This window comes from Citrobacter sp. Cb041 (genome assembly GCF_030336655.1).
In the GTDB taxonomy this organism is placed as follows: Bacteria; Pseudomonadota; Gammaproteobacteria; order Enterobacterales; family Enterobacteriaceae; genus Citrobacter; species Citrobacter braakii.
The window spans coordinates 47,160-70,797 of the sequence record NZ_JAOWDD010000043.1 but is presented as its reverse complement, the minus strand read 5'-3'; the positions used below and the strand labels follow the sequence as shown (position 1 = coordinate 70,797).

Below are 23,638 nucleotides of genomic sequence, written 5' to 3'. Positions count from 1 at the left end.
GTTAATAAAAAGGAATTAATTATGGTGTTATTCGTAACTCAGTTTGCGATAGTACTTATATGTATCGGTATAGGTGGGCGTTTTGGTGGGATTGGCCTGGGGGCTGCTGGCGGGTTAGGACTCGCTATCCTGACTTTTGGTTTTGGACTCCCTCCCGACTCACCTCCTTTCACTGTTATTTCTATTATCCTTGCGGTTATCACTTGCATCACAATCCTCCAGGCGGCTGGCGGGCTTGATTTATTCGTTACGATGGCAGAACGGATCCTCAGAAAGTGGCCGGGCGCGATCACTTTCCTCGGCCCCGCAGTCGCTTACCTTTTTACTGCTATCTGCGGAACAGGATATGTTGCCTTTTCGGTTTATCCAGTCATTGCTGAAATTGCAGCAGATGCCAGAGTACGGCCAGAGAGAGCCATGTCGATGTCAGTAATCGCTGCCAATTTTGGGCTTATTGCCAGCCCGGTCAGTGCGGTCGTAACAGGGACAATTGCTGTCCTTGCTGGATTACATGTCTCTGCTTTAGATATCTTGTTAGTCACCGTTCCCGGAACGTTCCTTGGCTGCGTTGTCGGCTGCCTGTTCGTCTTTAAAAGAGGTCATGAGCTTAAAAATGATCCGGAATTCCAACGCAGGGTTGCTGAAGGTGAGTTTGAATCAGTAAAAGCTGAAGAGCGAACAGCCAATATAGTGACAAAAGAGGCGAAGAGAGGATTGCTGATTTTCCTTACCGGTATCATTCTGGTCGTACTTATGGGTTCAATTCCTGAATTACGTCCTGAGTGGAATAACGGTACCGGAATGGAGCGTATGAGTATCCCTACCACGCTGCAAATAGTTATGCTGACAACAGCATGTATTATTATGATGGTATGTCGAATTTCTCCGTCAAAACTCGATTCAGGTTCTGTCTTTAAAGCAGGTCTTGTAGGTGTTGTCGCCATATTTGGTCTGTCATGGATGATGAACTCCTTTTTTGAGGCATGGCACGAATTATTTAACACGGCTTTCCACGGTTTTCAGAATCCAGTCTTGTTCGGCATTATTGTTTTTGGTCTTTCAGCCGTAATTTATAGCCCCGCAGCGACTGCTGTCGCGCTACTCCCCGCTGGCGTGTTAATGGGATATCCGGCAGAAACCCTGGTCGCCCTGCTCCCGCTGACTTGTGGATCATTCATTATTCCAGGGGGGGCACAGATTGGCTGTGTGGCGTTTGATCGTACCGGGACAACTCGAATTGGCAAGTATGTGGTTAATCACAGCTACATGCTACCTGGTCTTGTCACCGTTGTAGCATCAACTCTTTTTTGCTTCCTTTTTTCCAAAATGCTGATGTAGTGAGAGAGCAATTTAATTGTGGTAAACCTTTTCTTCATGGCATCCCCCCTGAATGAATTCAGAGAGGATGCCTGTTACTCACTTCTGAATAGCGCCACTGCAATTTTCCATAGAATTTACTTTACAGAACAACCTGAGCAATGAGATAAGCAAAAATTACCTGAGAGATAACCATCACAAAGCCCGGACGAATATAGCTATGGTTGACAACAAAGCGTCCAATCTTTGTGGTACCTGTTCGATCAAATGCAACACAGCCGATTTGATTTGCTCCAGGTATAATGAAGTCACCACAGGTACAAGCAAAAATAGCGATAAGAAACGGGGCTGGAATACCTAAGGTAACACCGAGTGGCATGATGGCAGCTACCGTCGCCGCCGGGCTCATAATGACCAGCGAGAACAAGAATACAACCACACCAAATAGCATTGGTGCATCATTGACAATGCCACCAAAAACTTTAATCAGTTCTGGCTGATAAGCATCAAAAAACGTTGCCGTCATCCATGAAACACCGAGTATTGCTACCACTCCCATCAAACCTGCACGGAAGACTGAGCCGCTATTCAAGGTACTACTTGGTACTTTACTGACAATCATAATAAACAAAGCGGCTGTCAACATGACCATCTGAATAACCATTGGGGTTGACAGTCTTTTTCCATCCCAGGAAGGGAGTAACTCAGTAAAAGAACCTAAAATAAGTACCAGTACCACACCAATCGCAAAGATAACGACACCTTTTTTAGCGCCAGCTGAAGCAACAAATTCTTTTTTCTGCTCAGTATGCATGAACTCATATTCGCCAGCAGCAACTCTCCTCTGGAATTCCGGATCATCCTCCAGCTCTTTTCCGCGTTTATAAACTGAAAAGCTGGTAACAATAGCTGCCATAAAGAATGATGGGAGAGCAATCGTCAGTATTTGCCCAAGGCTAATCCCGGCATATTCATGCAGAATAGCCAGCATCCCCGCGGTTGCCGCACTCATCGGACTAGCAGCAACTGCGACACTGGCCGCAATAACCGTTGCGGACAACGCTCGCTCCGGACGAACCTTTGCTTCAGCAGCAACTTCAGCGACAACCGGATACAAAGAGAAAGCAACGTAAGTAGTCCCACAGAATAACGTAAATATGGAAGTTAATATCGGGGCAACAAAAGTAATTGCCTGTGGTTTTTTACGGAGTAATTTTTCAGCCACGCGCACCAGATAATCAAGCCCACCAGCGGCCTGTAATACGCTGACAGCGCCAATCACACAAATAATAATTAGCATTGCAGTAATAGATGGTGCGGAGGGTTTTAGTCCAAAACCCAGAACTAATATTGCAACACCAAGTCCTCCACCAGCACCCAGCCCCATTCCGCCATAACGCCCGCCTATACCAATACAGGCGAGTACAATAAATAATTGTATAAAAAATAAAGCATCCATTTTTCACCTCAAAGCGTCTCCCGGATATTGCATCCGGGAGATATTAATTACTATGCTCGGGATTAGTTTAAATATGATTTAGCAATTTCGATCTGTTTTTTAACAGCATCAGTCCCTGTACCACCATAAGACATTCTTGATTTAATACATGCTTCGAGAGATATACTCTCATAAATATCATTTTCGATTTTATCATCAAATGTGTGGAATTCATCCAGAGTAAGCTCTTCCAACATTTTTCTATGTTTTATACAGTAATTAACAGCACTGCCAACAATATGGTGAGCTTCTCTAAAAGGAATGCCTTTACGAACCAGGTAGTCAGCCATATCGGTTGCGTTTGAAAATCCTCTTGCCGCTGCGCTGCGAGTATTATCTGAAAGAATAACCATTTTTTCGAGCATCGGCGCCATAATTTTCAGACTGGTCTGTAAGGTATCCATAGAGTCATAGACCTGCTCTTTATCCTCACTCATATCAGTATTATAGGCCAGAGGGATACCTTTCATAATGGTCAACATCGCCATTAGATTTCCGTACATACGCCCCCCTTTGCCGCGCATTTTTTCAGCCACGTCGGGGTTTTTCTTCTGTGGCATGATGCTGGAACCGGTACAGAAATCATCTGAAAGCTCAATAAATTTAAAATCCTGACTTGAGAATAAAACCAGTTCTTCTGACAAACGGGTAAGATGCATAAAGCACATAGCAGCGGCGGCAGTGAATTCAACCATATGGTCACGATCGCTGACAGAATCAATACTGTTTTCAGTCGGTTTGTCAAAGCCAAGCTCTTTAGCCGTGAAATCACGATCAATGGGGAAAGTAGTACCTGCAAGGGCTGCTGAACCTAAAGGGCATTCCCCCATGCGTTGATAAAGGTCTGCAAAACGAGTCCAGTCACGGCGTAACATCCAATAATATGCCATTATCCAGTGCGACAGCAGAATAGGCTGACCGGTCTGTAAATGAGTATAGCCAGGCATGATCGCATTAATGTTATTTTCAGCCTTGCTGATAATAACTTTTTGTAGATGAACGATATCCTGCTGAATTTCACGAATAGTCGATCTCATGTGCATTTTCGAATCGACAGTCGTCTGGTCATTACGACTGCGGCCGGTATGTAGCTTCCCGCCTACAGGACCAATTATTTCTGTCATACGTCTTTCTATCGCCATATGAATATCTTCATCAACGGTATCAAAAACGAATTGCCCGTCCTCAATCTCTTTATTAACTTGCCTTAACCCGCCAATAATCGCATTCGCTTCATCCTGCGTGATAATCCCCTGACGGCCCAGCATAGTGGCGTGAGCAATACTCCCCTGAATATCAAAAGGGCAGAGACGTTGTTCCAGCATAATTGTCGCATTATAAGATTCGACCAGTTTATTTGTAGGCATATCAAAACGCCCACCCCATAATTTTGTAGACATAAAACCTCCAATGACCCTTTGTTGCAAAATGGTTAAATATAAATTCCGTTATTTTTCGGTCATTTTCAGATTACAAGACAGTCATTTTAATTGTCAACAAATGAAGGCATTAAATCAATTTATAGCGAAATTAATTACACTTATTATTTATTTTGTTTTCATAAATTGCATTAAAAAACCTGATCTTCCTCACATTTAAATTGTGATTTAATTCAGATATATTCAGAATTTTTAAAGTAATAAATTGGTATTAATAGTTTATTAATTCCAAATAATTCCATTTAATACCGTTGTCATAACCGAGAAACTGGCAGGTAAATAATAATGAACGTGGGAGGTGATTTTTCAGGATGAGCGTCAACGCGAGTGCATCATCAGCATGGCGGACGTTGGGTGATTCGGGGGAGAGCTATATTGTGCCAGATGGCGGCATCAGCGCCATCTGGCATCAAAAAATTACAGGGCCAGCAAACGATCCAGCGATGGCGCGAAATAATAGCCGCCGGTCACCGGTTTAGTGAAACGCAGCATCGCATCGCGCTTGCCGTCAGTGTCGCCAAACATGCTCAGCAGTTGCTGCTCGATGTTGTGCAAACGGGCGCAATAGGCACAGAAATAGAGGCCGTGCGTACCGCTGGCGGTACCGTATGGCAGGCTCTGGCGCACAATTTTCAGTCCTTTACCGTCTTCTTTGAGATCGACGCGGCTCAGGTGAGAAGTAACCGGACGGTCATCACCGTCGATCTCTTCGTTGGCTTCCTTGGTACGCCCAATCATCATTTCCTGGTCATGAATGCTCATGCGGTTAAGCTGCTTCAGGTTATGTTCCCAACGCTGCACAAACACATAGCTGCCGCCAGCATCCACGCCATCTTTAATAACCGCGACTTCACGGCGCGTTTCAACGCCTGCCGGGTTTTCCGTTCCGTCAACAAAGCCGCTGAGATCGCGCTCTTCAACCCAACGGAAACCGTGGATCTCTTCTTTGACTTCAATACAGTCGCCAAAGGCTTCCATTGCCGCCTGTGCAACGGAGAAATTCACGTCATGACGCAAAGAGAGAATATGAATCAGCACATCATACTGGGTGGCTGGCGCAAGACCTTTACCGTAAGGGATAAAGTCTTTTAACTCTTCTGCGCCAACGCCGCCGCTCAGTGTACGCCAGGTGTTGTTGCCAAAAGCAACAACCGCGCCCAGATGAGCATCCGGGAACTTCGCTTCAAAGGTCGCCAGCTTATCGGCGAAGGTTTTGCTGGCCCCACGCAGGGCCTCAACGTCGCCTTTAACATTGGCTTCAATCCAAATCGCCGCACGGCAATGTTCTGGCAAAATGCCACTCTGAACCTGAGACATTGTTCCTCCTGAAAAAAAAGATGCCACGACATCGTGGCATTGATGGGCGCTATTCTACCTGTTTTTTTAACAAGCCGATTTGTTCAGACGCAAATTAACGCCGCCAGATAATTTTGCTTACTTTCCATGCTTTCAACGTATCGTCAGACGGCATTAAGCCCTCAGGCCCGCTCCACTCACCGGAAAAGACGTAGCTAATATGTTGACTTCCTTCAGCTTTGCATTCAACGCCCGCGCTGTCATCGCCAGTCGCCTTCTGACAATTACCAAAGGCTTTAGTGTAAAGGTCGCTAAACGGTGTACCGATTTCGACACCCGCAGAAGAGGGAATATCGCTGTCGACTACATCAATACGGCTAATCGTTCCCTGATTGCCATTGATGACCATCGCCAGCTTGTCATCTTTCATCGCTTCATAAAAGCGCACCACATTACCGTTATCGGTCTTCATCCCGCTACGCAGGCGGTAATCACCGTCCAGCGCATCAGCAATGGTTTTTTCATCCAGCGGGGTTGCGCCAGTTAACGCTCCGACGCCCTGCTCAGTGACCTGCGTTGAAGAACCAAACCAGTTCCACGGATTGGCGGCAGACCAGTTCACCGATGACAACGTTGAACACCCGGTCAATAGCAGCGGCATCGCGCATAAAGTCAAACGCAGTGATTTCATTTCACTTCCTTCCTTATTTATCAACGTTGCTTGGAGTCCGGTTTCGCCAAAAAGTGCCGTTATTCTTTCTCGAGGGAAAAACAGGCGCGCAGACGTTGATTAGTTAACAGCCAGATCAGCGCAACGACATCCGCCACCAGCAGCGCCAACCCGACGCCGTTGACCGGATCGCCTGCCAGCCACATCACCGGCTGCCAGCACAGTAGCACCAGTTGAGCGAGGATCAGTAATCCTCGCAGCCAGCGCCATACCACCGGAAACGCAAAGCGTCGCCCGCTGAGTAAAAATGCTAATACCGCGGGAACGCCGGGAAGCAAACCCAGCCAGAAAGCGTCGTGATCGGGATAAAACAGATTCAGCAGCGTGTTGCCCTGCTCACGGGAAGAACCGGCAATCACAAACAGAACCCAGGTGCGCGCCTGCAGCAGCAGCACGCACCAGAAGAGAAAAGGCAGGCGCAGACGCCCATGAGCGTCATAGTCGGTCGGATGAAACTCAGTACTCTTCATCTTCGATCAAACGCTTGCCCAGATTGAGTACATCCGCATGTTCATAACCCAGACGTTCATACATACCCTGTACGACGTCATTATCGTCACGCACCATGATTTGAATCTTCGGACAACCGCGGGCAATGAGCTTTTTCTCCAGCCGGTTGAGCAGCGCATTGGCAATGCCGCGACCGCGAAACTCAGGATGTACGCCCAGGTAATAGGCCGAGCCGCGATGCCCGTCATATCCTCCCATCACCGTACCGACCACCTCGCCATTCACTTCAGCGACCAGGAACAAGCTGACGTCATGATTGAGTTTACGCTCAATGTCCATTTCAGGGTCGTTCCATGGACGCAGCAAATCACAGCGCTCCCAGAGGGTGATCACCTCTTCGAAATCTTCCTGGCGAAAAACGCGTATTTCCATGGTATTGGTTACCTTTTCAGGACGTTAAAAAGCGATTATGGCGCGAACGGCTGATTTAGCCAATATCTGACGCGAAGCGGCGGAAAAAATGGCATAATACGGAATTGTCACGTATTGAAATGAAAAGCAAAACAATTCTTATCCCGATCCGTCGCAACGGACAACGCGATACGATATAACGTTTAGAACCTTTTTTTACAACTCAGGCCGTATGAGCACTTTTAAACCACTAAAAACACTCACATCGCGCCGCCAGGTGTTGAAAGCCGGGCTGGCCGCCCTAACGCTGTCAGGCATGTCGCAAGCCATCGCTAAAGAAGAAGCGCTTAAGACCAGCAATGGGCACAGCAAACCGAAAGCGAAAAAAGCCGGCGCTAAGCGCGTTGTTGTCCTTGATCCGGGTCACGGAGGGATTGATACCGGCGCAATTGGTCGCAATGGGTCGAAGGAAAAGCACGTGGTACTGGCGATTGCCAAAAACGTGCGCTCGATTCTACGCAACCAGGGGATTGATGCGCGCCTGACGCGCTCCGGCGATACATTTATTCCGCTTTACGATCGCGTCGAGATCGCACATAAGCATGGCGCGGACCTGTTCATGTCGATCCACGCCGACGGTTTTACCAATCCGAGCGCTGCAGGTGCGTCGGTCTTTGCGTTGTCCAATCGCGGTGCCAGTAGCGCCATGGCGAAGTATCTGTCCGATCGTGAAAACCGGGCCGATGAAGTGGCCGGGAAGAAGACCACCGATAAAGACCATTTGCTGCAGCAGGTGCTGTTCGATCTGGTACAAACGGATACCATTAAAAACAGCCTGACGTTAGGCTCGCATATTCTCAAGAAGATCAAGCCGGTACATCGTCTTCACAGTCGCAGCACGGAACAAGCCGCCTTCGTGGTGCTAAAATCACCATCAATTCCGTCGGTACTGGTCGAAACCTCGTTCATTACCAACCCGGAAGAAGAACGTCTGCTGGGTACGGCGGCATTTCGCCAGAAAATCGCCACCGCTATCGCCAATGGCATCATCAGCTATTTCCACTGGTTTGATAACCAGAAAGCACACTCGAAGAAACGTTAACCATGAAGCCCGATGCACAGCGCGTAAAACAGTTCCTGCTCAGCCTGCAAGATGATATTTGCCAGCAGTTATCCGCCGTAGACGGCGCCGAGTTTGTTGAGGATAACTGGCAACGTGAAGCAGGCGGCGGCGGGCGCAGCCGGGTGCTGCGTAACGGCGGTATTTTCGAGCAAGCGGGCGTCAACTTCTCCCACGTTCACGGCGAGGCAATGCCGGCCTCGGCTACCGCCCATCGCCCCGAGCTTGCGGGACGCAGCTTTGAGGCCATGGGCGTCTCGCTGGTGGTACATCCGCAGAATCCCTACATTCCGACCAGTCACGCCAACGTGCGATTTTTTATCGCGGAAAAACCGGGCACTGACCCGGTCTGGTGGTTTGGCGGCGGCTTTGACTTAACGCCCTACTACGGCTTTGATGAGGATGCGGTTCACTGGCACCGCACGGCGCGAGATCTGTGCCAGCCGTTCGGCGAAGACGTTTATCCCCGTTACAAGAAGTGGTGCGATGACTACTTCTTCCTCAAGCATCGCAACGAACAGCGCGGCATTGGCGGGCTGTTTTTCGATGATTTGAATACGCCGGATTTCGACCACAGCTTCGCCTTTATGCAGGCGGTAGGTCAAGGCTATACCGAAGCGTATCTGCCCATCGTTGAGCGCCGCAAAGCAATGAGCTGGGGCGAACGTGAACGCGATTTTCAGCTTTACCGTCGCGGACGCTATGTGGAATTTAACCTGGTGTGGGATCGCGGCACGTTATTCGGTCTGCAGACCGGCGGCCGTACGGAATCGATTCTGATGTCGATGCCGCCGCTGGTGCGCTGGGAGTATGACTGGCAGCCGGAAGCGAACAGCCCGGAAGCCGCCCTTAGCGAGTTTATTCAGGTTCGCGACTGGGTGTAACCCCAGACAATACCAGCCCCCAGGCCGGATAAAACGCATTTGCGTCGCATCCGGCACATTCATCGCATCATGCCCACTGGCGCATGCGCTGATGCAGCGTCAATGAAGGTTTTTCCGCAAACAGCTGCTGGTAGTCGGTGGCAAACTGCCCTAAATGCCAGAATCCCCACTGCATGGCGGCGTCTTTCACCGTCGTACTCTGCGACCACGGGCTTATCAGCTCGCGACGTACGGCGTTCAGGCGAATGCGTTTTAACCAGGCATTCGGACCGATACCAAGGATCGCATGAAAGGCGTTTTGCAACGTCCGACGGCTGACGTGCAGTTGATTACACAGATCGAGCACGGTCAGCGGTTCTGACATATTTTCCAGCACATATTCACGCGCACGCGACAGCAGGCGACGATAGCTCTGATGGCTGATGCTCTCAGCCGTGATAATCGGCTGCGCTTCTTCCAGCATAGTGCCCATCGCCAGCAGCAGGTTATCGCCCAGCACTTTGCGTACCGCAGGTTGATGGAGGTTTTCCGGATTTTCGCTAAACGTCGCCAGCGCCTGCTGCACAAAGCCCCATAACGCGGCTTTGTGTTGTTCTTTCACTTCCAGCGCCGACTGGTTGCGCAGCATATGCAGCACTCTTTCCGGGTTATGCAGGAAGTTGGCCTGACGGGCAATCGCCTCTTCCGAAATGACGACACCCAGAATGGTGTAATCATCCGGCGTACTCAGTTCAAACTCTGTCCCGCCAGGGCGGGTGGCAATTTCAGCGTTCCCCAGACACTGGGTGCCAATAAATCCCTGTTCGCCGCGCGTGGCCGGAATACCAAACCAGAAAGAATTCGGCCAGACAAGACACGACTGACGTAACGCCAGTCCGGTGTATTCACGGAACACCTGAATATCATCGAGCAGGATTTCCGTGAACTCGCCATGAAATTTTCCCGGATGTAACTGGTCGTAGATCTGCTGCCATGCGGTAATCGTCAGCGCATGCTCATACACATCCGTTGTTCGCCGCTGGTGAACGTTGTCCACCTCCACTTTCGGCGTAAGTTTAACGTCTTCGGGTAATGCTTCATGATAAAGATGGTGCAGGTTTGCAGTACGGTTCTTTTTCATGATCTTTTAAGCCGGAAGCTTCAACGAAGCCCCCGGCCCTCCGACAGGTTAATTTTTTAAGCGATAGCGACTACTGCGTTTACGCAACGCTCCGTCAGAAAAGAGCTGTTCCAGCGCCTTTCTGGCTTCATCAAGTGACCAGCCAAAGTGGGCAGCCACTTCCCCTGCCGTCATTCCTTGACGGACCGATGCCAACAGCGTCAGAAGTTGATCAGAGGATTCAGGCGTCAACGGGGCGTCCTGCGTCTTCTGCGTTTTTACATCTGTTTTCACTTCTGGCTTCTGTTCTGGTTTCTTCGGCTGGCGCTTAAAACCGCCGATCAGCCACTGGGTATCATCGTCCGGTCGGCCGATTTCCTTACGGCTGATAACACGGCCTGTACGCGCAGCAGCGGCGCTGCCGGCATCCAGCGCTGCGCGGCACGCCGCCAGATCGCCTTCCACCACCAGCGTCAACCGGCCAGGATCGAGCACTTCGTGGCTAAGCAGGCGCACGTTCGCGGCTTTCAGCATGGCATCCGCCGCATCCACGGCAGCGACCATGCCATCCACTTCCAGTAATCCCAGTGCATTGATCATCACAACCTCTCTTACGCGCGCTGGATTGGGTTACGGGCAATATCCAGAACGGCATCGGCAAAGGCGTTACATGCAGCTTTACAAGCGGCCTGGCTACCGGTCATAAACGCAGCCGAATAGTTGGTTTCTGACGGCGGCGGAACGTAAGTCACCAGTTGTACATCGGCCGATTTCAGCGCAGCATCAATACCAAATGTCGCTTCCAGCGGCGGCGCCACCAGATACGCCATCGGATCGCCAAGCCGGCATCCTGCGGTCGCCGAGAGATACGAGCCGGTACGCGAAACCACATGCGCCAGGAAGGCGGTATCTTCTGCGTCATTCGCCCACTGAAACGCCGCGCCGCTTTCAATATTGGCTACCATCGCGTCCAGACCTGCGCGAACTTCTGCCGGGTTGGGTCCACCGAGCATAATCAGCACTTCACCCGAAGTTGGAGAGGGACTGTGCGCCGCGCCGGCATACAGCGAGCGGCCATAAACCACTTCCACCATTGCCTGTTTTGTCGCTTCGTCTGCGGCAATATACGCCACGTCATCAGAATCTGCTGTGATGAGTCCGAGGCTACGTATATGTGGCGGTAATTTAAGTTCACGGGCAAAACCGTCATTTACCGAGGCAATCACGCGCATTGCGGTGACTGAAGGTCTAATCAAATCTAATGCTGGCATGATGCCTCCTTAACGGGTCATATTGATGCCGGATGCTTTTTGCTCCAGCATGCGCTTGGCCAAATCCACAATGACCGCCGCCGCTTCAACCGGTGGCGTACCGCCCTGGTGAATGTTCGAGATACAGGTACGGTCAGCTTCAACGGTCGTCGCCACACGCGGCGAATAGACGGCGTAGCAAGAAAGGCTTTCCGACTGGCCCAGGCCCGGACGTTCCCCAACCAGCAGGATCACCGCTTTCGCGCCAAGCAGTTCGCCGATCTGATCTTCGATTTTCACGCGACCATAGCGAACAAAGAACGGCGTCCCGACCTTCAATCCGGCCTGTTTTAAGCCAGACAACAGCGGCGGCAGGATCTCTTCGTAGTTAGCGGTGATAGCGTCCGTAGACAGGCCATCAGAGATAATCACCTGCACATCCGGGTTCATTACACACTGTGATTTCAGCGCTTCAATGGCTTCCGCACTCAGACGACGCCCCAGATCCGGACGCGTCAGATACAGGTTTTTGTCACTGATTTCCGAGCGCACTTCCAGCAGCCCCTGGGCTTTTACCCACTCTTCCGGCACTTCTTTCAATACCGTATCTTTCGAACGCGAGTGGTCGGCCAGGAAGCGCAGCAGCGCCTGGGTACGCGGACGTGGACCGGCTCGACCGGTACATACACGCGCCGCAGTGCTGCGACGCAGTTCAGTCAACACCTCTGCGCGGTGCGGATTCTCAACGCCAATCCACGCTTTAGCCTCGGCTGAGCCTAAATCCATCGCACAGCTTTCACCGGTCGGCGCGGCGCACTGGGTGGTGCTGCATTGCGCTTGTACTGCCGGCGCTTGAGCCTGCGGCTGCGACTCACCCATTGACGCCATCACGCTGCGTACAATTTCTTCAATCTGTTTTTGATCCATCGTGTGTCATCCCCGCGTCATCAGAAGAACAGTGACGGATCGCCCGCCCGTTTGGTCAGGCGACCGTTTGCCATAATGCCCATGGTTTCCAGCCAGCGTTCAAACTCCGGCGACGGACGCAGGTTCAGCAGCTGGCGCACGGTCGCGGTGTCGTGGAAGGCGGTGGTCTGATAGTTGAGCATGATGTCGTCACCGAGCGGCATGCCCATGATGTAGTTGCAGCCAGCGGTGGCGAGCAGAATCATCAGGTTTTCGTTGAGGTTCTGGTCAGCATCAGCATGGTTGGTATAGCAGCAGTCGCAGCCCATTGAGATGCCGCTCAGCTTGCCCATAAAGTGATCTTCCAGACCCGCGCGAATAATCTGACGGTCGTTATAGAGATACTCCGGCCCGATAAAGCCGACAACGGTGTTCACCAGGAACGGATCGTAGTGACGCGCCAGACCGTAGTTACGTGCTTCCATCGTCACCTGATCGGCACCGAAGTTAGCGCCAGCAGAAAGCGCAGACCCTTGTCCGGTTTCGAAGTACAGGCAGTTTTCCCCAGCGATACGGTTAAACTCAGCGCCCACTGCACGCGCTTCATCCAGCATGGCCAGCTCAACGCCAAACTCTTTTAAGCCTTTCTCGCTGCCGCAGATACTCTGGAAAATCAGCCCGCCCGGCGCGCCGCGACGAATGGCTTCGATCTGGGTAGTAACGTGCGCCAGGACGCAGCCCTGGGTCGGGATATTGAATTTGTCGATGACGCCGTACACGGTATCAAGTACGCGGCTTAAGTTTTCCACGTCATCTGTTACCGGGTTAACGCCAATCACCGCATCGCCCGCCCCGAAGGACAGCCCTTCGTAGATTTGTGCCGCAATACTCTGCACGTCATCACGGGTGTCGTTCGGCTGTAAACGACAGCTGAAGGTGCCCGGCAGACCAATGGTGGTGTTGGCCTTTTTGATCACCGGCATTTTCTTACCGCCGTAGATCAGGTCCGCGTTAGAGCAGATTTTTGCAACCGCTGCGACCACTTCCGACGTTAATCCTTTGCGCGTAAACGCAATGTCATCAACGGAGGTTTCATCGCTCAGCACGTACTCGCGCAGCTCGCTGATACTCCAGTTTTTGATGCGGTTATAGGCCGTTTCGTTGACGTCGTCCTGAATCAGACGCGTCACGCAGTCCTCTTCATAGGAAATCACCGGGTTGTTGCGGATATCCGCTACCGTCATTTCCGACAGCACCTGTTTGGCCGCCACTCGCTCTTGCGAACTGGTTGCGGCTACCCCTGCCAGCACATCCCCCGAACGCAGTTCGTTGGCTTTTGCCAGCACCTCTTTAACATCCTTAAACTGATAAACATTGCCGAACAATGTGGTCTTTAGTTTCATAAGTCGTTCCCTCAGGAAGGAAATGCGAGTGATTTCACCGTCACCGGCACAACCGATCCGCCAAAAAGAGGCGTACCAATGTCGATATAGTCCCCCGCCCGGACAACCACCTCATCGATGACTGCCAGCGGGTGTTGCTGTAACTGTGGGCGTAACAGCATGCCCAGGGCTTTACCAAAATCCTGCTCGGCTACCACCAGCAGGGGATGCGGATTCGGATGGCGCGCGACAAAGGCCAGTAGCGCATCAATAACCGTTAACAGCGCGGCGTAGCGCACCGGCAGCGAACCGGGCAGCGCCAGCACGTAAGCGTCTGTTTGCGGGTCCAGATCGAGCTGCATCAGCGCTTGTTGCCAGGCGGCCACCAAATCAGCCTCATCAACCGGAATCGCCACCGGCAGATTGCGCAGCGGAAGCGCCACACCTTCCAGCCAGATGGTGCTGCCCGAAAGCGACAGCGTATGCGCACCGGCGCCAATCACCGTGGCGCGCACGGTTTGCGCCGGGAACTGCACGTTCATCTCACGCAGACGCGGATGTTCATGCAGCGCCGTCGCTAACAGCGGCCCAATATCGGAAAAACAGAATGGATCGGCAGGCTGGTTGCGGTAGCACTCGCCCACCCCGCCGGACAACGTAATAACTTCCGGCTTCACACCCGTCGGTAACAGACCGGTTTGCATCAGCGCCTGCGCCAGCGGTGACAGCGTGCCGTCAATCACCTCAACGATCAGCGCCGCCATCCGTCGGGCCACCTGAACAAGCTGCGCCGCATTGAGGGTCCGGGCGTCGGTGCCTGGACCAAATACGTCATCAACAATCATCTGTCCTGGCTGATGCGCATGCACCACCCGCCCCTGACCGTCCGTTTCCAGCAGCCGTCCGCCGACGTTCAGGCAGGCCGAACCGCTGACTTTTCCGGCATCGAACAGGACGTAGTTCGACGTCCCGCCACCGATGTCGATATTCAGTACGCGGCACAACTTCTGCTCTGACAGGGTTTGAGCCCCTGCGCCGTGACCGGCAATCACTGATTCCAGATGCGGACCGGCGCTGGCAACCACAAAGTCCCCCAGCGACTGAGAGAGCGTCATTACCGCAGGTCGCGCGTTGCGGGTTTTGGCACTTTCTCCGGTAATGATGATCGCGCCGGAATCGACGGTCTCAGGCGCAATCCCCGCCGCCTGATACTGGGCGAGGATCAGCGCCTTAAGTTCGGCCTCTTTCAGCCCGCCCTGCTTATCAACGGGGGTAAAGAACACCGGGCTTTGCCAGCTAATTTCGCGTTTGATGAATTCGTAACGCGGCACCTGCGACACTGCCGCACGGTTGACCAGCTCAAGGCGTGAGAAGATCACCTGAGTGGTGGTGGTGCCGATATCGATACCGACGCTGAGTAGCTGGCGAGTATTCACGATTGCGCCTCCGGGTTGGTTTCTGCTGGTGCCGGAATATCTTCGTCTTTCGGTACCAACAGCATAGCCACACCAATCGCCGTCACGCCGCCAATCAGCTTGCCGACAATCATTGGGAAGATCATCGCGTTCATGTTGGCCGCGGCGAAACCTAAGTGGTCACCCAGAGCGAAGGCTGCGGAGACCGCAAAGGCGCAGTTGATCACTTTGCCGCGGGTATCCATATTCTTCATCATGCCGAACATTGGGATGTTGTTCGCCAGCGTCGCCACCATGCCCGCAGCCGCAATATTATTGATTTTTAACAGGTTACCAACGCTCATCAGCGGCTTTTCAAACCAGCGGGTCAGCAGCAGTACCATTGGGTACGCACCCAGCAGCACGCAGGAGATAGAACCGATAACTTCGATGGCGCGCATCACTTCACCCGGCTTGTCACCCGGTGCCATGAAGATAGGATCAAGGCCCGGAATCAGTTCCCAGCCGAGCAGGAATTTGATTACCGCTGCCGCCAGACCGATGGTGATCAGCGCCACCAGGAATTTCGCGAAGATCTGGAAGCCGTTGATCATTTTTTCCGGGATGAATTTCAGTCCCAGCGCCACCAGCACGGCAACGATCAGCACCGGGATCATGTTCATCAGGATCAGCGCGAAGGTGAACTCCACCGGCTGCCCGTTGATTTCGACACCGGAGTACATCGCGATCAAACCACCCGCAATACAGCCAATCGGAATGGTGACGATCCCAGCCAGCACGCCCAGCGCCAGATAACGACGGTCGGACGGCTCAATAATCCCCAGCGCAACCGGAATAGAGAAGACCAGCGTCGGCCCCATCATCGCCCCGAGGATCAGGCCAGAGTACAGCCACGCCGCAACGTCGCCGCCCGCCAGTTCTTTCGCCAGGAAGAAGCCGCCCATATCGCACGCCAGCAGCGTTCCGGCAAACATCGACGGGTTAGCACCTAACATTTCGTACAGTGGAATAATCACCGGCCCGAGCACATGCGCCAGTACCGGTGCCAGCGCGGTCATACCGACCATCGCCAGACCCAGCGCACCCATCGCCATAAAACCTTCTTCAAACTGGCCGCCCGATCCCTCAATACTCTTCCCGAACTTACCGAGGAAGCGTGCCGAACCGCCGAACTGTGACAGGATCCTGTCCACGGCGGCAATCAGCATAAAGAACATCATGATGTACATGATGATTTCGTTAATTCCCATAACCTTCACTCCCTGTCATATGTGTATTTATTGTGCCGCCGCATACAACGCGATAATGTCGGCCTGCGTGGCGGTGCGTGGGTTACTGCGAATACAAATATCTTCCAGCGCGGCGTGAGCCCATGCGCTGTAATGCTCGGGCTTCGCCCCAACGTCAGAGAGTCGTTTGGTCTGGCCCACTTCGCTAATCAACTCGCTGACGGCGTTGATGGCATCGCGATCGTCCGACTTCTTGTTGGTTAGCGCCCGTCCGATATGGCTGAAACGCTCACGACACACCATGCGGTTGAAACCCATTACTGTGGGCAGCAGCATGGCGTTAGCCTGTCCATGTGGGATGTGCAGCGTCGCACCCGGCTGGTGCGCCATCGCGTGACACAGGCCCAGCCCCGCGCTGGAAAACGCCATCCCGGCCATACAGGAAGCCAGTAGCATGCTTTCTCGCGCCGCCAGATCCTGACCATAGCCAACGGCCTTCGGCAGCGATTTACCTATCATCGCAATCGCGCCAATCGCCAGACTGTCGGTAAACGGCGTCGCGTTCAGAGCGCTATACGCTTCAACAGCGTGCGTCAGCGCATCTATCCCGGTCATCGCCGTTACGTGTGCGGGCACACCTTCCGTCAGCGCGGCGTCAAGAATCGCCACATCCGGCATCAGGGTTGCGTGGGCCAGCACTTTTTTAAGCCCGGTCGCAGCGTCGATAATCACCGTGACATTAGTGGTTTCTGAACCCGTTCCGGCGGTAGTCGGTACGGCAATCAGCGGCAGACGCGGGCGTAACGCGCTGCTCTCGTCCATGTCTGCCAGCGTCTGGGTGGGATTGGTCACCAGCAACGCCACGGCTTTTGCGGCATCCAATACGGAACCGCCACCAAAGGCCACTACGCCATCGCACTTCGATTCACGCAGTTGCGCGACCGCCGCGCAGACGTCCGTAATGCACGGTTCGCCCACCGGACATGGCCACAGCGTCATCGCCACGCCTTTCATCGCCAGGCTGCGTTCCAGTGCGGCGGTCATCCCCGCCTGGTGCAGGAAACTGTCGACCATGACGAACATATGCGTCAGGCCGCGCGTTTGTGCTTCCTGTCCGCAGGTACTGAGCGCTCCCAGTCCACACAACGTAACCGGTGGAACGCTAAACGTTTTTACGCGTTGCAGATTCAGGGTATCGAATGCCTGAAAGAGCGCGGTCTGCAATTCAGCTTGCATAGATTCCTTCCGCTTTTTCTTTTCCGCTATTTGCAATCGCCAGCGGGGTCATAAACAGGCTGTGCTGGGGTAAATGCACCTGCAGTTCCGGGAAACGCTTACGAAACAGTTCATCAACGCCCGGCTGCATACAGGAACCACCGGCCAGCCATAAATCAGCCACGCCCTGTCCGGCAATATGGTGAGCCACAATTTCCGCCATTTTTTCGTAGACCGGCTTAACCACCGGCCAGATTTCTTTACCGTTGCTGCGTTTGTACTGCTCCGCCTCTTCCAACTGGATGCGACGGTTCCCGGCAAGCGTCAGAGAAATGTGGTGCCCGCCAGTCGCTTCATCGGCGGAGTAAGTCACCTTGCCTCGCTTCACAATCGCAATCCCGGTGGTACCGCCACCGATATCCACCACGCCAGCGTTATCAAGCTGCAACAGGTCCGCCACCGCGGTCGGTTCGTCGAGCACATGACTGACTTCAAGCCCGGCAGATTCCAGCACGTTGATCGAGATCCGTGGGTCAGTTCCCGGTGGAAACGAGGTTGCCGCGTGGGTAAAGCGGCAACCCAACTGTTGTTCGAGCGTATCGAGATGGCGACGAACGATAGTCACCGCACCGAAGAAATCCCAGACGATGCCATCGCGCACGACGTCGGCCCAGTCCAGGCAAACCGCAACCGGCTGTCCGTCACTGTCGACAACCATCGACACCACATCACACGTCCCTAAATCCACGCCCAGCCACAGCGGTGAATCGCTCTTTACGGGCGTCTGGTTACATAGCGTTGCCGCTTTTAGCAATCTGGGTGTCAGCCAACGTTGTTCGTCGTGCGCCATGTCGTTTACTCCTTATACAATTCTGAAGGCGTCCACCAACACACAGCGACGCAGACGCACAAACGTGCGTGCGCTGGTCACCCCTTCCCCGGTTGGCGTGGTAATGGTCATCGTGGTCCAGCCTTCGCCGCCGAGTCCAAGACCGGCAATGCACGGTCCGTTCTTAACGAAAATGCTGGTATCAATGGCGTTGGCCATGCGGTTCATGTTGTCGATATTGCGCGAGTGCATCGCCGCCGTATGGTGACAGCCGCCTTCAAGCTTGACCGCCAGTTCAATGGCCTCATCGACGTTGGCGACCCGCACGACCGGCAGAACCGGCATCATCAGTTCGGTTACGGCAAACGGGTGAGTCGCAGAGGTTTCGACGAATAACAGCCGGGTTTGCTCCGGTACGTTCAGACCAATCGCCGCAGCGATTTTTCCTGCGTCGCGGCCAACCCAGTCACGACTGACCGTGCCTTTACCGCGTTCATCGACATTTTTCAGCAGCACCGGTTGCAGCTGTTCGGCCTGAGCCGTGGTCAGCTTGACTGCATGCTGGCTTTCCATCAGACGCATCAGCTCATCAGCGACGCTATCGACCACGATCAGCACTTTTTCGTCAGCGCAGATAATGTTGTTGTCAAACGAAGCGCCTTTGACGATCGACTGCGCTGCGCGTGCCAGATCAGCCGTTTCATCAACCACCACCGGCGGATTTCCCGCACCGGCGGCAATCAGACGTTTGTTGGTGTGCTTACGCGCGGCATCCACTACGGCTTCACCGCCGGTCACCACCAGCAGGCCGATGCCTGGGTACTTAAACAGACGCTGGGCGGTTTCGATATCCGGATTGGCCACGGTAACCAGCAGGTTTGCCGGTCCGCCTGCAGCAACTACCGCCTGGTTAAGCAGAGTGATAGCGCGCTGAGACACGCCCTTGGCAGCCGGATGCGGTGCGAAGACCACGCTGTTGCCAGCCGCAATCAGGCTGATGGCGTTGTTAATAACGGTCGCAGCCGGGTTGGTGGACGGTGTCACCGAGGCCACCACGCCCCACGGCGCGTTTTCAATCAGCGTCAGGCCGTTATCACCGGTCAGAACCTGTGGAGACAGGCATTCCACGCCCGGCGTGGCGCGTGCCTGCGCCACATTTTTGGCAAATTTATCTTCAACGCGTCCCATGCCGGTTTCTGTGACGGCAAGTTCCGCTAATTCTCGGGCATGTTTTTCGCCCGCCTCACGTAGAGCCGTGATAGCCAGTTGGCGCATGGCAACGCTTTTCAGCCCTTGCTGGGCCAGTTTTGCTGCCGCCACTGCGTCATCCAGGGAGGCAAAAACGCCCATTTCTTGAACGGCACTGACGGGTTGGCTGCTGTCTTTCATTTTCAGCAGTACCGCTTTCACGACCTGTTCAATATCCTGTTGATTCATGATTTTCTGCCTTATTTATGGAAGATCACCTGACCACCTGCCACCACTTCATCAACAATGCCAATCACGCACAGATCGACAGGTGATGATTCGTTACGGTGCGCCTGACGGGCTGAGCTTCCGCTGACCAGCAGCACCCACTCTCCGGTTCCCGCCCCAATGCTGTCGATAGCAACAGCACATTGCCCGTCGGGATTTCCGCAGGCATCAATCATTTCCACCATCAGCAACTTGTCGTGCGCGAGCCCCTGATGGCGTACGGTACAAACAATTTGTCCTGTGACGATTGCCAGTTTCATACGCGCCTCCGTGGCATATTTCAGGTAAAACCTCCCCCTACCCTCCGCAGAAGGTAATGTGAAAAGGAGAGAGGGTGACGCCAGCAATGAAGTCTGTGGCGTCACATGGACGACTTACATGTCGTTGCTGTCGCCTTTAAAGCTGATCGGGAACACTTCTTCCAGATCGCCATGCGGACGCGGGATTACGTGTACGGAAACCAGCTCACCAATACGCTGTGCAGCAGCAGCACCAGCATCCGTTGCGGCTTTACATGCCGCTACGTCGCCACGGACCATTGCAGTAACCAGACCGCCGCCGATCTGCTTCACGCCGACCAGTTTCACGCGTGCCGCTTTAACCATTGCGTCAGAAGCCTCAATCAGTGCAACCAGGCCCCGGGTTTCAATCATTCCTAATGCTTCCATTGTGTTTTCCTCTCATTAAGGGGTCCAGAACGGGACCTAAACAACCAGTGTGTGTGAGGCGTTTTCACGACTCATGTCAGTCTGACGCGGCACTGCTGCCACCAACGCCAGTTCGATAATTTCCTGTACGCTACAGCCGCGAGAGAGGTCATGAAGCGGTGCGGCAAGCCCTTGGATTAACGGACCTACGGCACGATACCCTCCCAGACGCTGGGCGATTTTGTAGCCAATATTGCCTGCCTCCAGCGATGGGAAGACCATCACATTGGCATTGCCCTTTAACGGACTGGCGGGCGCTTTTTGCGCGGCGACATCCGGAACAAAGGCGGCATCAAATTGCAGTTCCCCATCCACGGTAAGCTGCGGGGCACGCTCACGAACGATCTCCGTAGCCTGCTGCACGTTAGCGACGTTGGGATGACGAGCGCTGCCTTGACTTGAAAACGACAGCATGGCCACGCGCGGTTCTTCACCGGTAATCGCCTGCCATGTCTGCGAGCTGGCAATCGCAATATCCGCCAGCTGTGCGGCTGTGGGCTGCGGCACGACGCTGCAATCGGCAAACCCTAATGCCGGCCCGAGGTACTGCGGCAGCATCAGGAAAATTGACGACAGCGTTTTACAGCCTGGCTGTAACCCAATAATGCGTAACCCAGCGCGCAGCACGTTTGCTGTCGACGACAAATTGCCCGCAATACAGACGTCAGCTTTACCCGCGCTAACCATGGCGGCGGCGAACATCAGCGGATCGTTGAGTTTTTCCAGCGCATCTGCAGGCGTTTTATCTCCCGCGCGGGCCAGCCAGCGCAGCGCAAACTCTTCACGCATGGACTGGTTGCTTTGCGGGTCGATAACCTGAATGCCATCCATCGCCACCCGATGGCTGAGGGCAAACTGGCGCAGCGCAAACGGACTGGCGACGAGAACAGGATGTGCCAGACCGTGCTGATGCAGGTAATTTGCCGCTTTCAACACCCGAACATCCAGCGCATCCGGGAACACCACCCGTGCAGGTGAGCGCTGGGCGAGTTGACGAGCACGTTCAATGATCATTGCTTCTCCCCCAGTCGCTGTTGAATTTGGCTAACCGTCAGTGGATGCTTCGCTACGCTCAGAATCATCATCACGTAGACCGTACTGGAAAGGCGATTGAGCGCCTGCATGATGTCCGGTCGCATCACGTCAAAACTACGGGTGATGAATACCTGGGCCGCCACCGTCTCCGTTTCACGGACTTTGGTACGCAGCAGATTAAGCAACGCGCAATCACGGCCATGACTGGCTTCAGGCACCAGATGGTCGTGGTCCAGATAGCGCAGCGGCTGATGCGAAAGCCGGTGTAAATCTTCGTCGCTTAACCCGACGATAGCTTGTGCTGCCAGCGGCTCGTCGATAGCGTCGGCGCGCATAATGTTGCCCAGACGCGAACGGATATCCGCCAGCCACGGCTGCCATGGTTCCGCCAGCTCTATCTGCAACCACACGGCCAGGGCGATGGTGCTGTCCAGCGCGGCGCGAAATCCCAGGCGCGGGTCACTTTTAGCGACCATCTTGTCCGCTGTCAGATGCGTCAGCGTGTCTGCTTTCTTCACCACCGGTTGATGACACAGTTCGCAACTGGCCTGTGGATGCGTATCGCTGCTGGTTAAACCATGCACCGGTTGCGGCTGCTGTGCTTCGTCATCAATAAACAGGCTGCCCTGCTCGTCGATAAACTTAATGCGCAGATGTCGGCTTTCCAGTAATTCCCGGGCAGATGGCGTCAGGCGAGCATCAGCGGGGAGATGAATTTCAGCCCCTTCGCTGAGCGTATGATTCGCTCTGAGCCATGCTTCGGTAATGAAATCCTTCATACATCCGCCTTAGCAGGACTGCCAGTTCGCAGGCCAGGCCACATACAGAAATTTCACCGTCGATGGCGTACCAAATTCGATGCTGGAGCCTTTCGGGATAAACATCACGTCCCCGGCTTTAGCAATCATGGTTTCGCCTTCGTGGCGAACGTGCAGCTCGCCTTCCAGAATCATGTCGATTTCGTCGTAGTTCAGCGTCCATGGGAAAAAAGCGTTATCCCACTGCATGAACCCGGCGGCCATGCTGCTACCGTCCTGGTCGGTCACCAGATCGGTTAAACCCACGCAGTGCGGCTGTGCGCCGTCAAAACGACCAAACTTCACGCTGCTGCCGTCGATGACTTTGACGCCGCCTTTGCCGGTCACCGAGTTAAAGCTCGGCTGCATTCCGCCCTGCTCCAGCGACTGTTTCTCCTTCATGACTTTGTCCATCAGTTGGGCGACCAGGCTTTCGGTAAACTGCCCTTCCGGTAACTGCGCAATGATGGTTTCGCGAATGCGCTGGCTTTCCGTTTTGCCATCATCCACCGCAGCTGGTGCGACAGCAGCAGCGGTTGGCGCGGATTCATCGCATTCACTGATGGTGACGCCCAGCAGCTCCGCAACTTCGCGCGCCTCCGGGGTGATGATGCTGGCGCGCAGAACAACCGACATTTCCTGTTCGCCGCGTGCGTGGGCCGCACGAATATCGTTAGCTGTGATGAGTTTTTTCACCTGCCCTTTCCTCCTTTTGGCTGAGCTCAGTCAGATAATCCACCAGGTGCTGCACGCTGCGCGGGTCATGGCTGTTGAGTTCGAAAATCGGCTCCTGGAACCCTATCCCGCGAAGTAGTTGTCGCGTTGCGGCGACGTCGGCATCCGGCATGTCCGTTTTGCTGATAACGGCGATTTGTCGTTTACTGGCGCCGATATCCAACAGCCCGGCAGGTAAGCGACTTTCTTTATCATTTGCCGCGTGTATATAAATCAACGTATCAACATCCTGCAGCGTGGTAATTAAGGCGTGATACCAGCGCGGATGGCTAAAATATTCTCCTGGCGTGTCGATATCGCCATTTTCATTAAACTCCACGGCCTGTGTTTTTCTGGCGAGGGAATAATTTCCCTGTAGCGCATTAAAGAGCGTTGTTTTCCCCGCCCCCACCGTACCGACAAACGCAATACGTTTCAT

Annotated in this window: 25 protein-coding genes; 3 read left to right on the top strand and 22 right to left on the bottom strand. The window is 53.7% G+C overall.

Features of this window, described 5'->3' with window-relative positions; genetic code table 11:
- The first annotated feature begins 21 nt into the window (after window positions 1-21).
- A complete protein-coding gene (locus OGV52_RS21170) occupies window positions 22-1,338 on the top strand; it encodes an anaerobic C4-dicarboxylate transporter family protein (protein ID WP_016153936.1) in 1,317 nt (438 codons plus the stop codon).
- Window positions 1,339-1,459: 121 nt separating this feature from the next.
- Here the strand turns inward: OGV52_RS21170 and OGV52_RS21165 are convergent, their stop codons facing one another.
- The 6 genes from OGV52_RS21165 to OGV52_RS21140 all read right to left on the bottom strand — a co-directional run bounded on the left by OGV52_RS21165 (window position 1,460) and on the right by OGV52_RS21140 (window position 7,162).
- Complete coding sequence (locus OGV52_RS21165) at window positions 1,460-2,776, bottom strand: anaerobic C4-dicarboxylate transporter family protein (RefSeq protein ID WP_016153937.1); 1,317 nt, start codon at window positions 2,774-2,776, stop codon at window positions 1,460-1,462.
- Window positions 2,777-2,838: 62 nt separating this feature from the next.
- Window positions 2,839-4,215, bottom strand: coding sequence for an argininosuccinate lyase (argH, locus tag OGV52_RS21160; protein WP_047416385.1), 1,377 nt, complete (start codon window positions 4,213-4,215; stop codon window positions 2,839-2,841).
- Window positions 4,216-4,671: 456 nt separating this feature from the next.
- Window positions 4,672-5,571: a porphyrinogen peroxidase gene (gene yfeX / locus OGV52_RS21155; protein WP_016153939.1), complete on the bottom strand. Its 900-nt coding sequence runs from the start codon at window positions 5,569-5,571 to the stop codon at window positions 4,672-4,674.
- Between the two features lie 94 nt (window positions 5,572-5,665).
- On the bottom strand, window positions 5,666-6,241 hold the full coding sequence (locus OGV52_RS21150) for an RpoE-regulated lipoprotein (protein WP_016153940.1): 576 nt from the start codon (window positions 6,239-6,241) through the stop codon (window positions 5,666-5,668).
- A gap of 59 nt (window positions 6,242-6,300) precedes the next feature.
- Window positions 6,301-6,750 carry a DUF2919 domain-containing protein gene (locus OGV52_RS21145; RefSeq protein WP_287109116.1) on the bottom strand — a complete coding sequence of 150 codons (450 nt, stop codon included), beginning with the start codon at window positions 6,748-6,750 and terminating at the stop codon, window positions 6,301-6,303.
- The gene (locus OGV52_RS21140) at window positions 6,737-7,162 is read right to left on the bottom strand and encodes a GNAT family acetyltransferase (protein ID WP_047501622.1); all 426 of its coding nucleotides are present in this window, start codon (window positions 7,160-7,162) and stop codon (window positions 6,737-6,739) included. The genes OGV52_RS21145 and OGV52_RS21140 overlap by 14 nt, the downstream gene beginning before the upstream one ends.
- 211 nt (window positions 7,163-7,373) lie before the next feature.
- On the opposite strand from OGV52_RS21140, the gene amiA reads away from it, so the two are divergent.
- A complete protein-coding gene (gene amiA, locus OGV52_RS21135) occupies window positions 7,374-8,243 on the top strand; it encodes an N-acetylmuramoyl-L-alanine amidase AmiA (protein ID WP_016153942.1) in 870 nt (289 codons plus the stop codon).
- 2 nt (window positions 8,244-8,245) lie between these two features.
- The gene (gene hemF, locus OGV52_RS21130) at window positions 8,246-9,145 is read left to right on the top strand and encodes an oxygen-dependent coproporphyrinogen oxidase (protein ID WP_141875478.1); all 900 of its coding nucleotides are present in this window, start codon (window positions 8,246-8,248) and stop codon (window positions 9,143-9,145) included.
- 67 nt (window positions 9,146-9,212) lie between these two features.
- On the opposite strand, the gene eutR is transcribed toward hemF, so the two are convergent.
- The 16 genes from eutR to eutP form a co-directional block, all read right to left on the bottom strand.
- On the bottom strand, window positions 9,213-10,265 hold the full coding sequence (gene eutR / locus OGV52_RS21125) for an HTH-type transcriptional regulator EutR (protein WP_019077354.1): 1,053 nt from the start codon (window positions 10,263-10,265) through the stop codon (window positions 9,213-9,215).
- A gap of 48 nt (window positions 10,266-10,313) precedes the next feature.
- The gene (gene eutK / locus OGV52_RS21120) at window positions 10,314-10,844 is read right to left on the bottom strand and encodes an ethanolamine utilization microcompartment protein EutK (protein ID WP_016157100.1); all 531 of its coding nucleotides are present in this window, start codon (window positions 10,842-10,844) and stop codon (window positions 10,314-10,316) included.
- Window positions 10,845-10,855: 11 nt separating this feature from the next.
- Entirely contained in the window at window positions 10,856-11,515 is a 660-nt protein-coding gene (gene eutL / locus OGV52_RS21115) for an ethanolamine utilization microcompartment protein EutL (RefSeq protein WP_016153946.1), read from the bottom strand.
- Between the two features lie 9 nt (window positions 11,516-11,524).
- On the bottom strand, window positions 11,525-12,421 hold the full coding sequence (gene eutC / locus OGV52_RS21110) for an ethanolamine ammonia-lyase subunit EutC (protein WP_016153947.1): 897 nt from the start codon (window positions 12,419-12,421) through the stop codon (window positions 11,525-11,527).
- 20 nt (window positions 12,422-12,441) lie between these two features.
- A complete protein-coding gene (gene eutB, locus OGV52_RS21105) occupies window positions 12,442-13,803 on the bottom strand; it encodes an ethanolamine ammonia-lyase subunit alpha (protein WP_003038029.1) in 1,362 nt (453 codons plus the stop codon).
- Window positions 13,804-13,814: 11 nt separating this feature from the next.
- A complete protein-coding gene (gene eutA, locus OGV52_RS21100; protein ID WP_016153949.1) occupies window positions 13,815-15,218 on the bottom strand; it encodes an ethanolamine ammonia-lyase reactivating factor EutA in 1,404 nt (467 codons plus the stop codon).
- The gene (gene eutH, locus OGV52_RS21095) at window positions 15,215-16,447 is read right to left on the bottom strand and encodes an ethanolamine utilization protein EutH (RefSeq protein ID WP_047501618.1); all 1,233 of its coding nucleotides are present in this window, start codon (window positions 16,445-16,447) and stop codon (window positions 15,215-15,217) included. The genes eutA and eutH overlap by 4 nt, the downstream gene beginning before the upstream one ends.
- A 27-nt stretch (window positions 16,448-16,474) precedes the next feature.
- The gene (gene eutG / locus OGV52_RS21090) at window positions 16,475-17,662 is read right to left on the bottom strand and encodes an ethanolamine utilization ethanol dehydrogenase EutG (protein ID WP_016153951.1); all 1,188 of its coding nucleotides are present in this window, start codon (window positions 17,660-17,662) and stop codon (window positions 16,475-16,477) included.
- The gene (gene eutJ / locus OGV52_RS21085; protein ID WP_016153952.1) at window positions 17,652-18,491 is read right to left on the bottom strand and encodes an ethanolamine utilization protein EutJ; all 840 of its coding nucleotides are present in this window, start codon (window positions 18,489-18,491) and stop codon (window positions 17,652-17,654) included. The genes eutG and eutJ overlap by 11 nt, the downstream gene beginning before the upstream one ends.
- A 12-nt stretch (window positions 18,492-18,503) precedes the next feature.
- A complete protein-coding gene (locus OGV52_RS21080; protein WP_016153953.1) occupies window positions 18,504-19,907 on the bottom strand; it encodes an aldehyde dehydrogenase family protein in 1,404 nt (467 codons plus the stop codon).
- Between the two features lie 11 nt (window positions 19,908-19,918).
- Complete coding sequence (gene eutN / locus OGV52_RS21075) at window positions 19,919-20,206, bottom strand: ethanolamine utilization microcompartment protein EutN (protein ID WP_016153954.1); 288 nt, start codon at window positions 20,204-20,206, stop codon at window positions 19,919-19,921.
- 114 nt (window positions 20,207-20,320) lie between these two features.
- Window positions 20,321-20,614 carry an ethanolamine utilization microcompartment protein EutM gene (gene eutM, locus OGV52_RS21070; protein WP_003835054.1) on the bottom strand — a complete coding sequence of 98 codons (294 nt, stop codon included), beginning with the start codon at window positions 20,612-20,614 and terminating at the stop codon, window positions 20,321-20,323.
- Between the two features lie 36 nt (window positions 20,615-20,650).
- Entirely contained in the window at window positions 20,651-21,667 is a 1,017-nt protein-coding gene (gene pta, locus OGV52_RS21065) for a phosphate acetyltransferase (RefSeq protein ID WP_287109115.1), read from the bottom strand.
- A complete protein-coding gene (eutT, locus tag OGV52_RS21060) occupies window positions 21,664-22,467 on the bottom strand; it encodes an ethanolamine utilization cob(I)yrinic acid a,c-diamide adenosyltransferase EutT (protein ID WP_080859843.1) in 804 nt (267 codons plus the stop codon). The genes pta and eutT overlap by 4 nt, the downstream gene beginning before the upstream one ends.
- Window positions 22,468-22,476: 9 nt before the next feature.
- Window positions 22,477-23,181, bottom strand: coding sequence for an ethanolamine utilization acetate kinase EutQ (eutQ, locus tag OGV52_RS21055; RefSeq protein ID WP_049041588.1), 705 nt, complete (start codon window positions 23,179-23,181; stop codon window positions 22,477-22,479).
- Entirely contained in the window at window positions 23,159-23,638 is a 480-nt protein-coding gene (eutP, locus tag OGV52_RS21050) for an ethanolamine utilization acetate kinase EutP (RefSeq protein ID WP_016153958.1), read from the bottom strand. Before eutP ends, eutQ begins: the two co-directional genes overlap by 23 nt.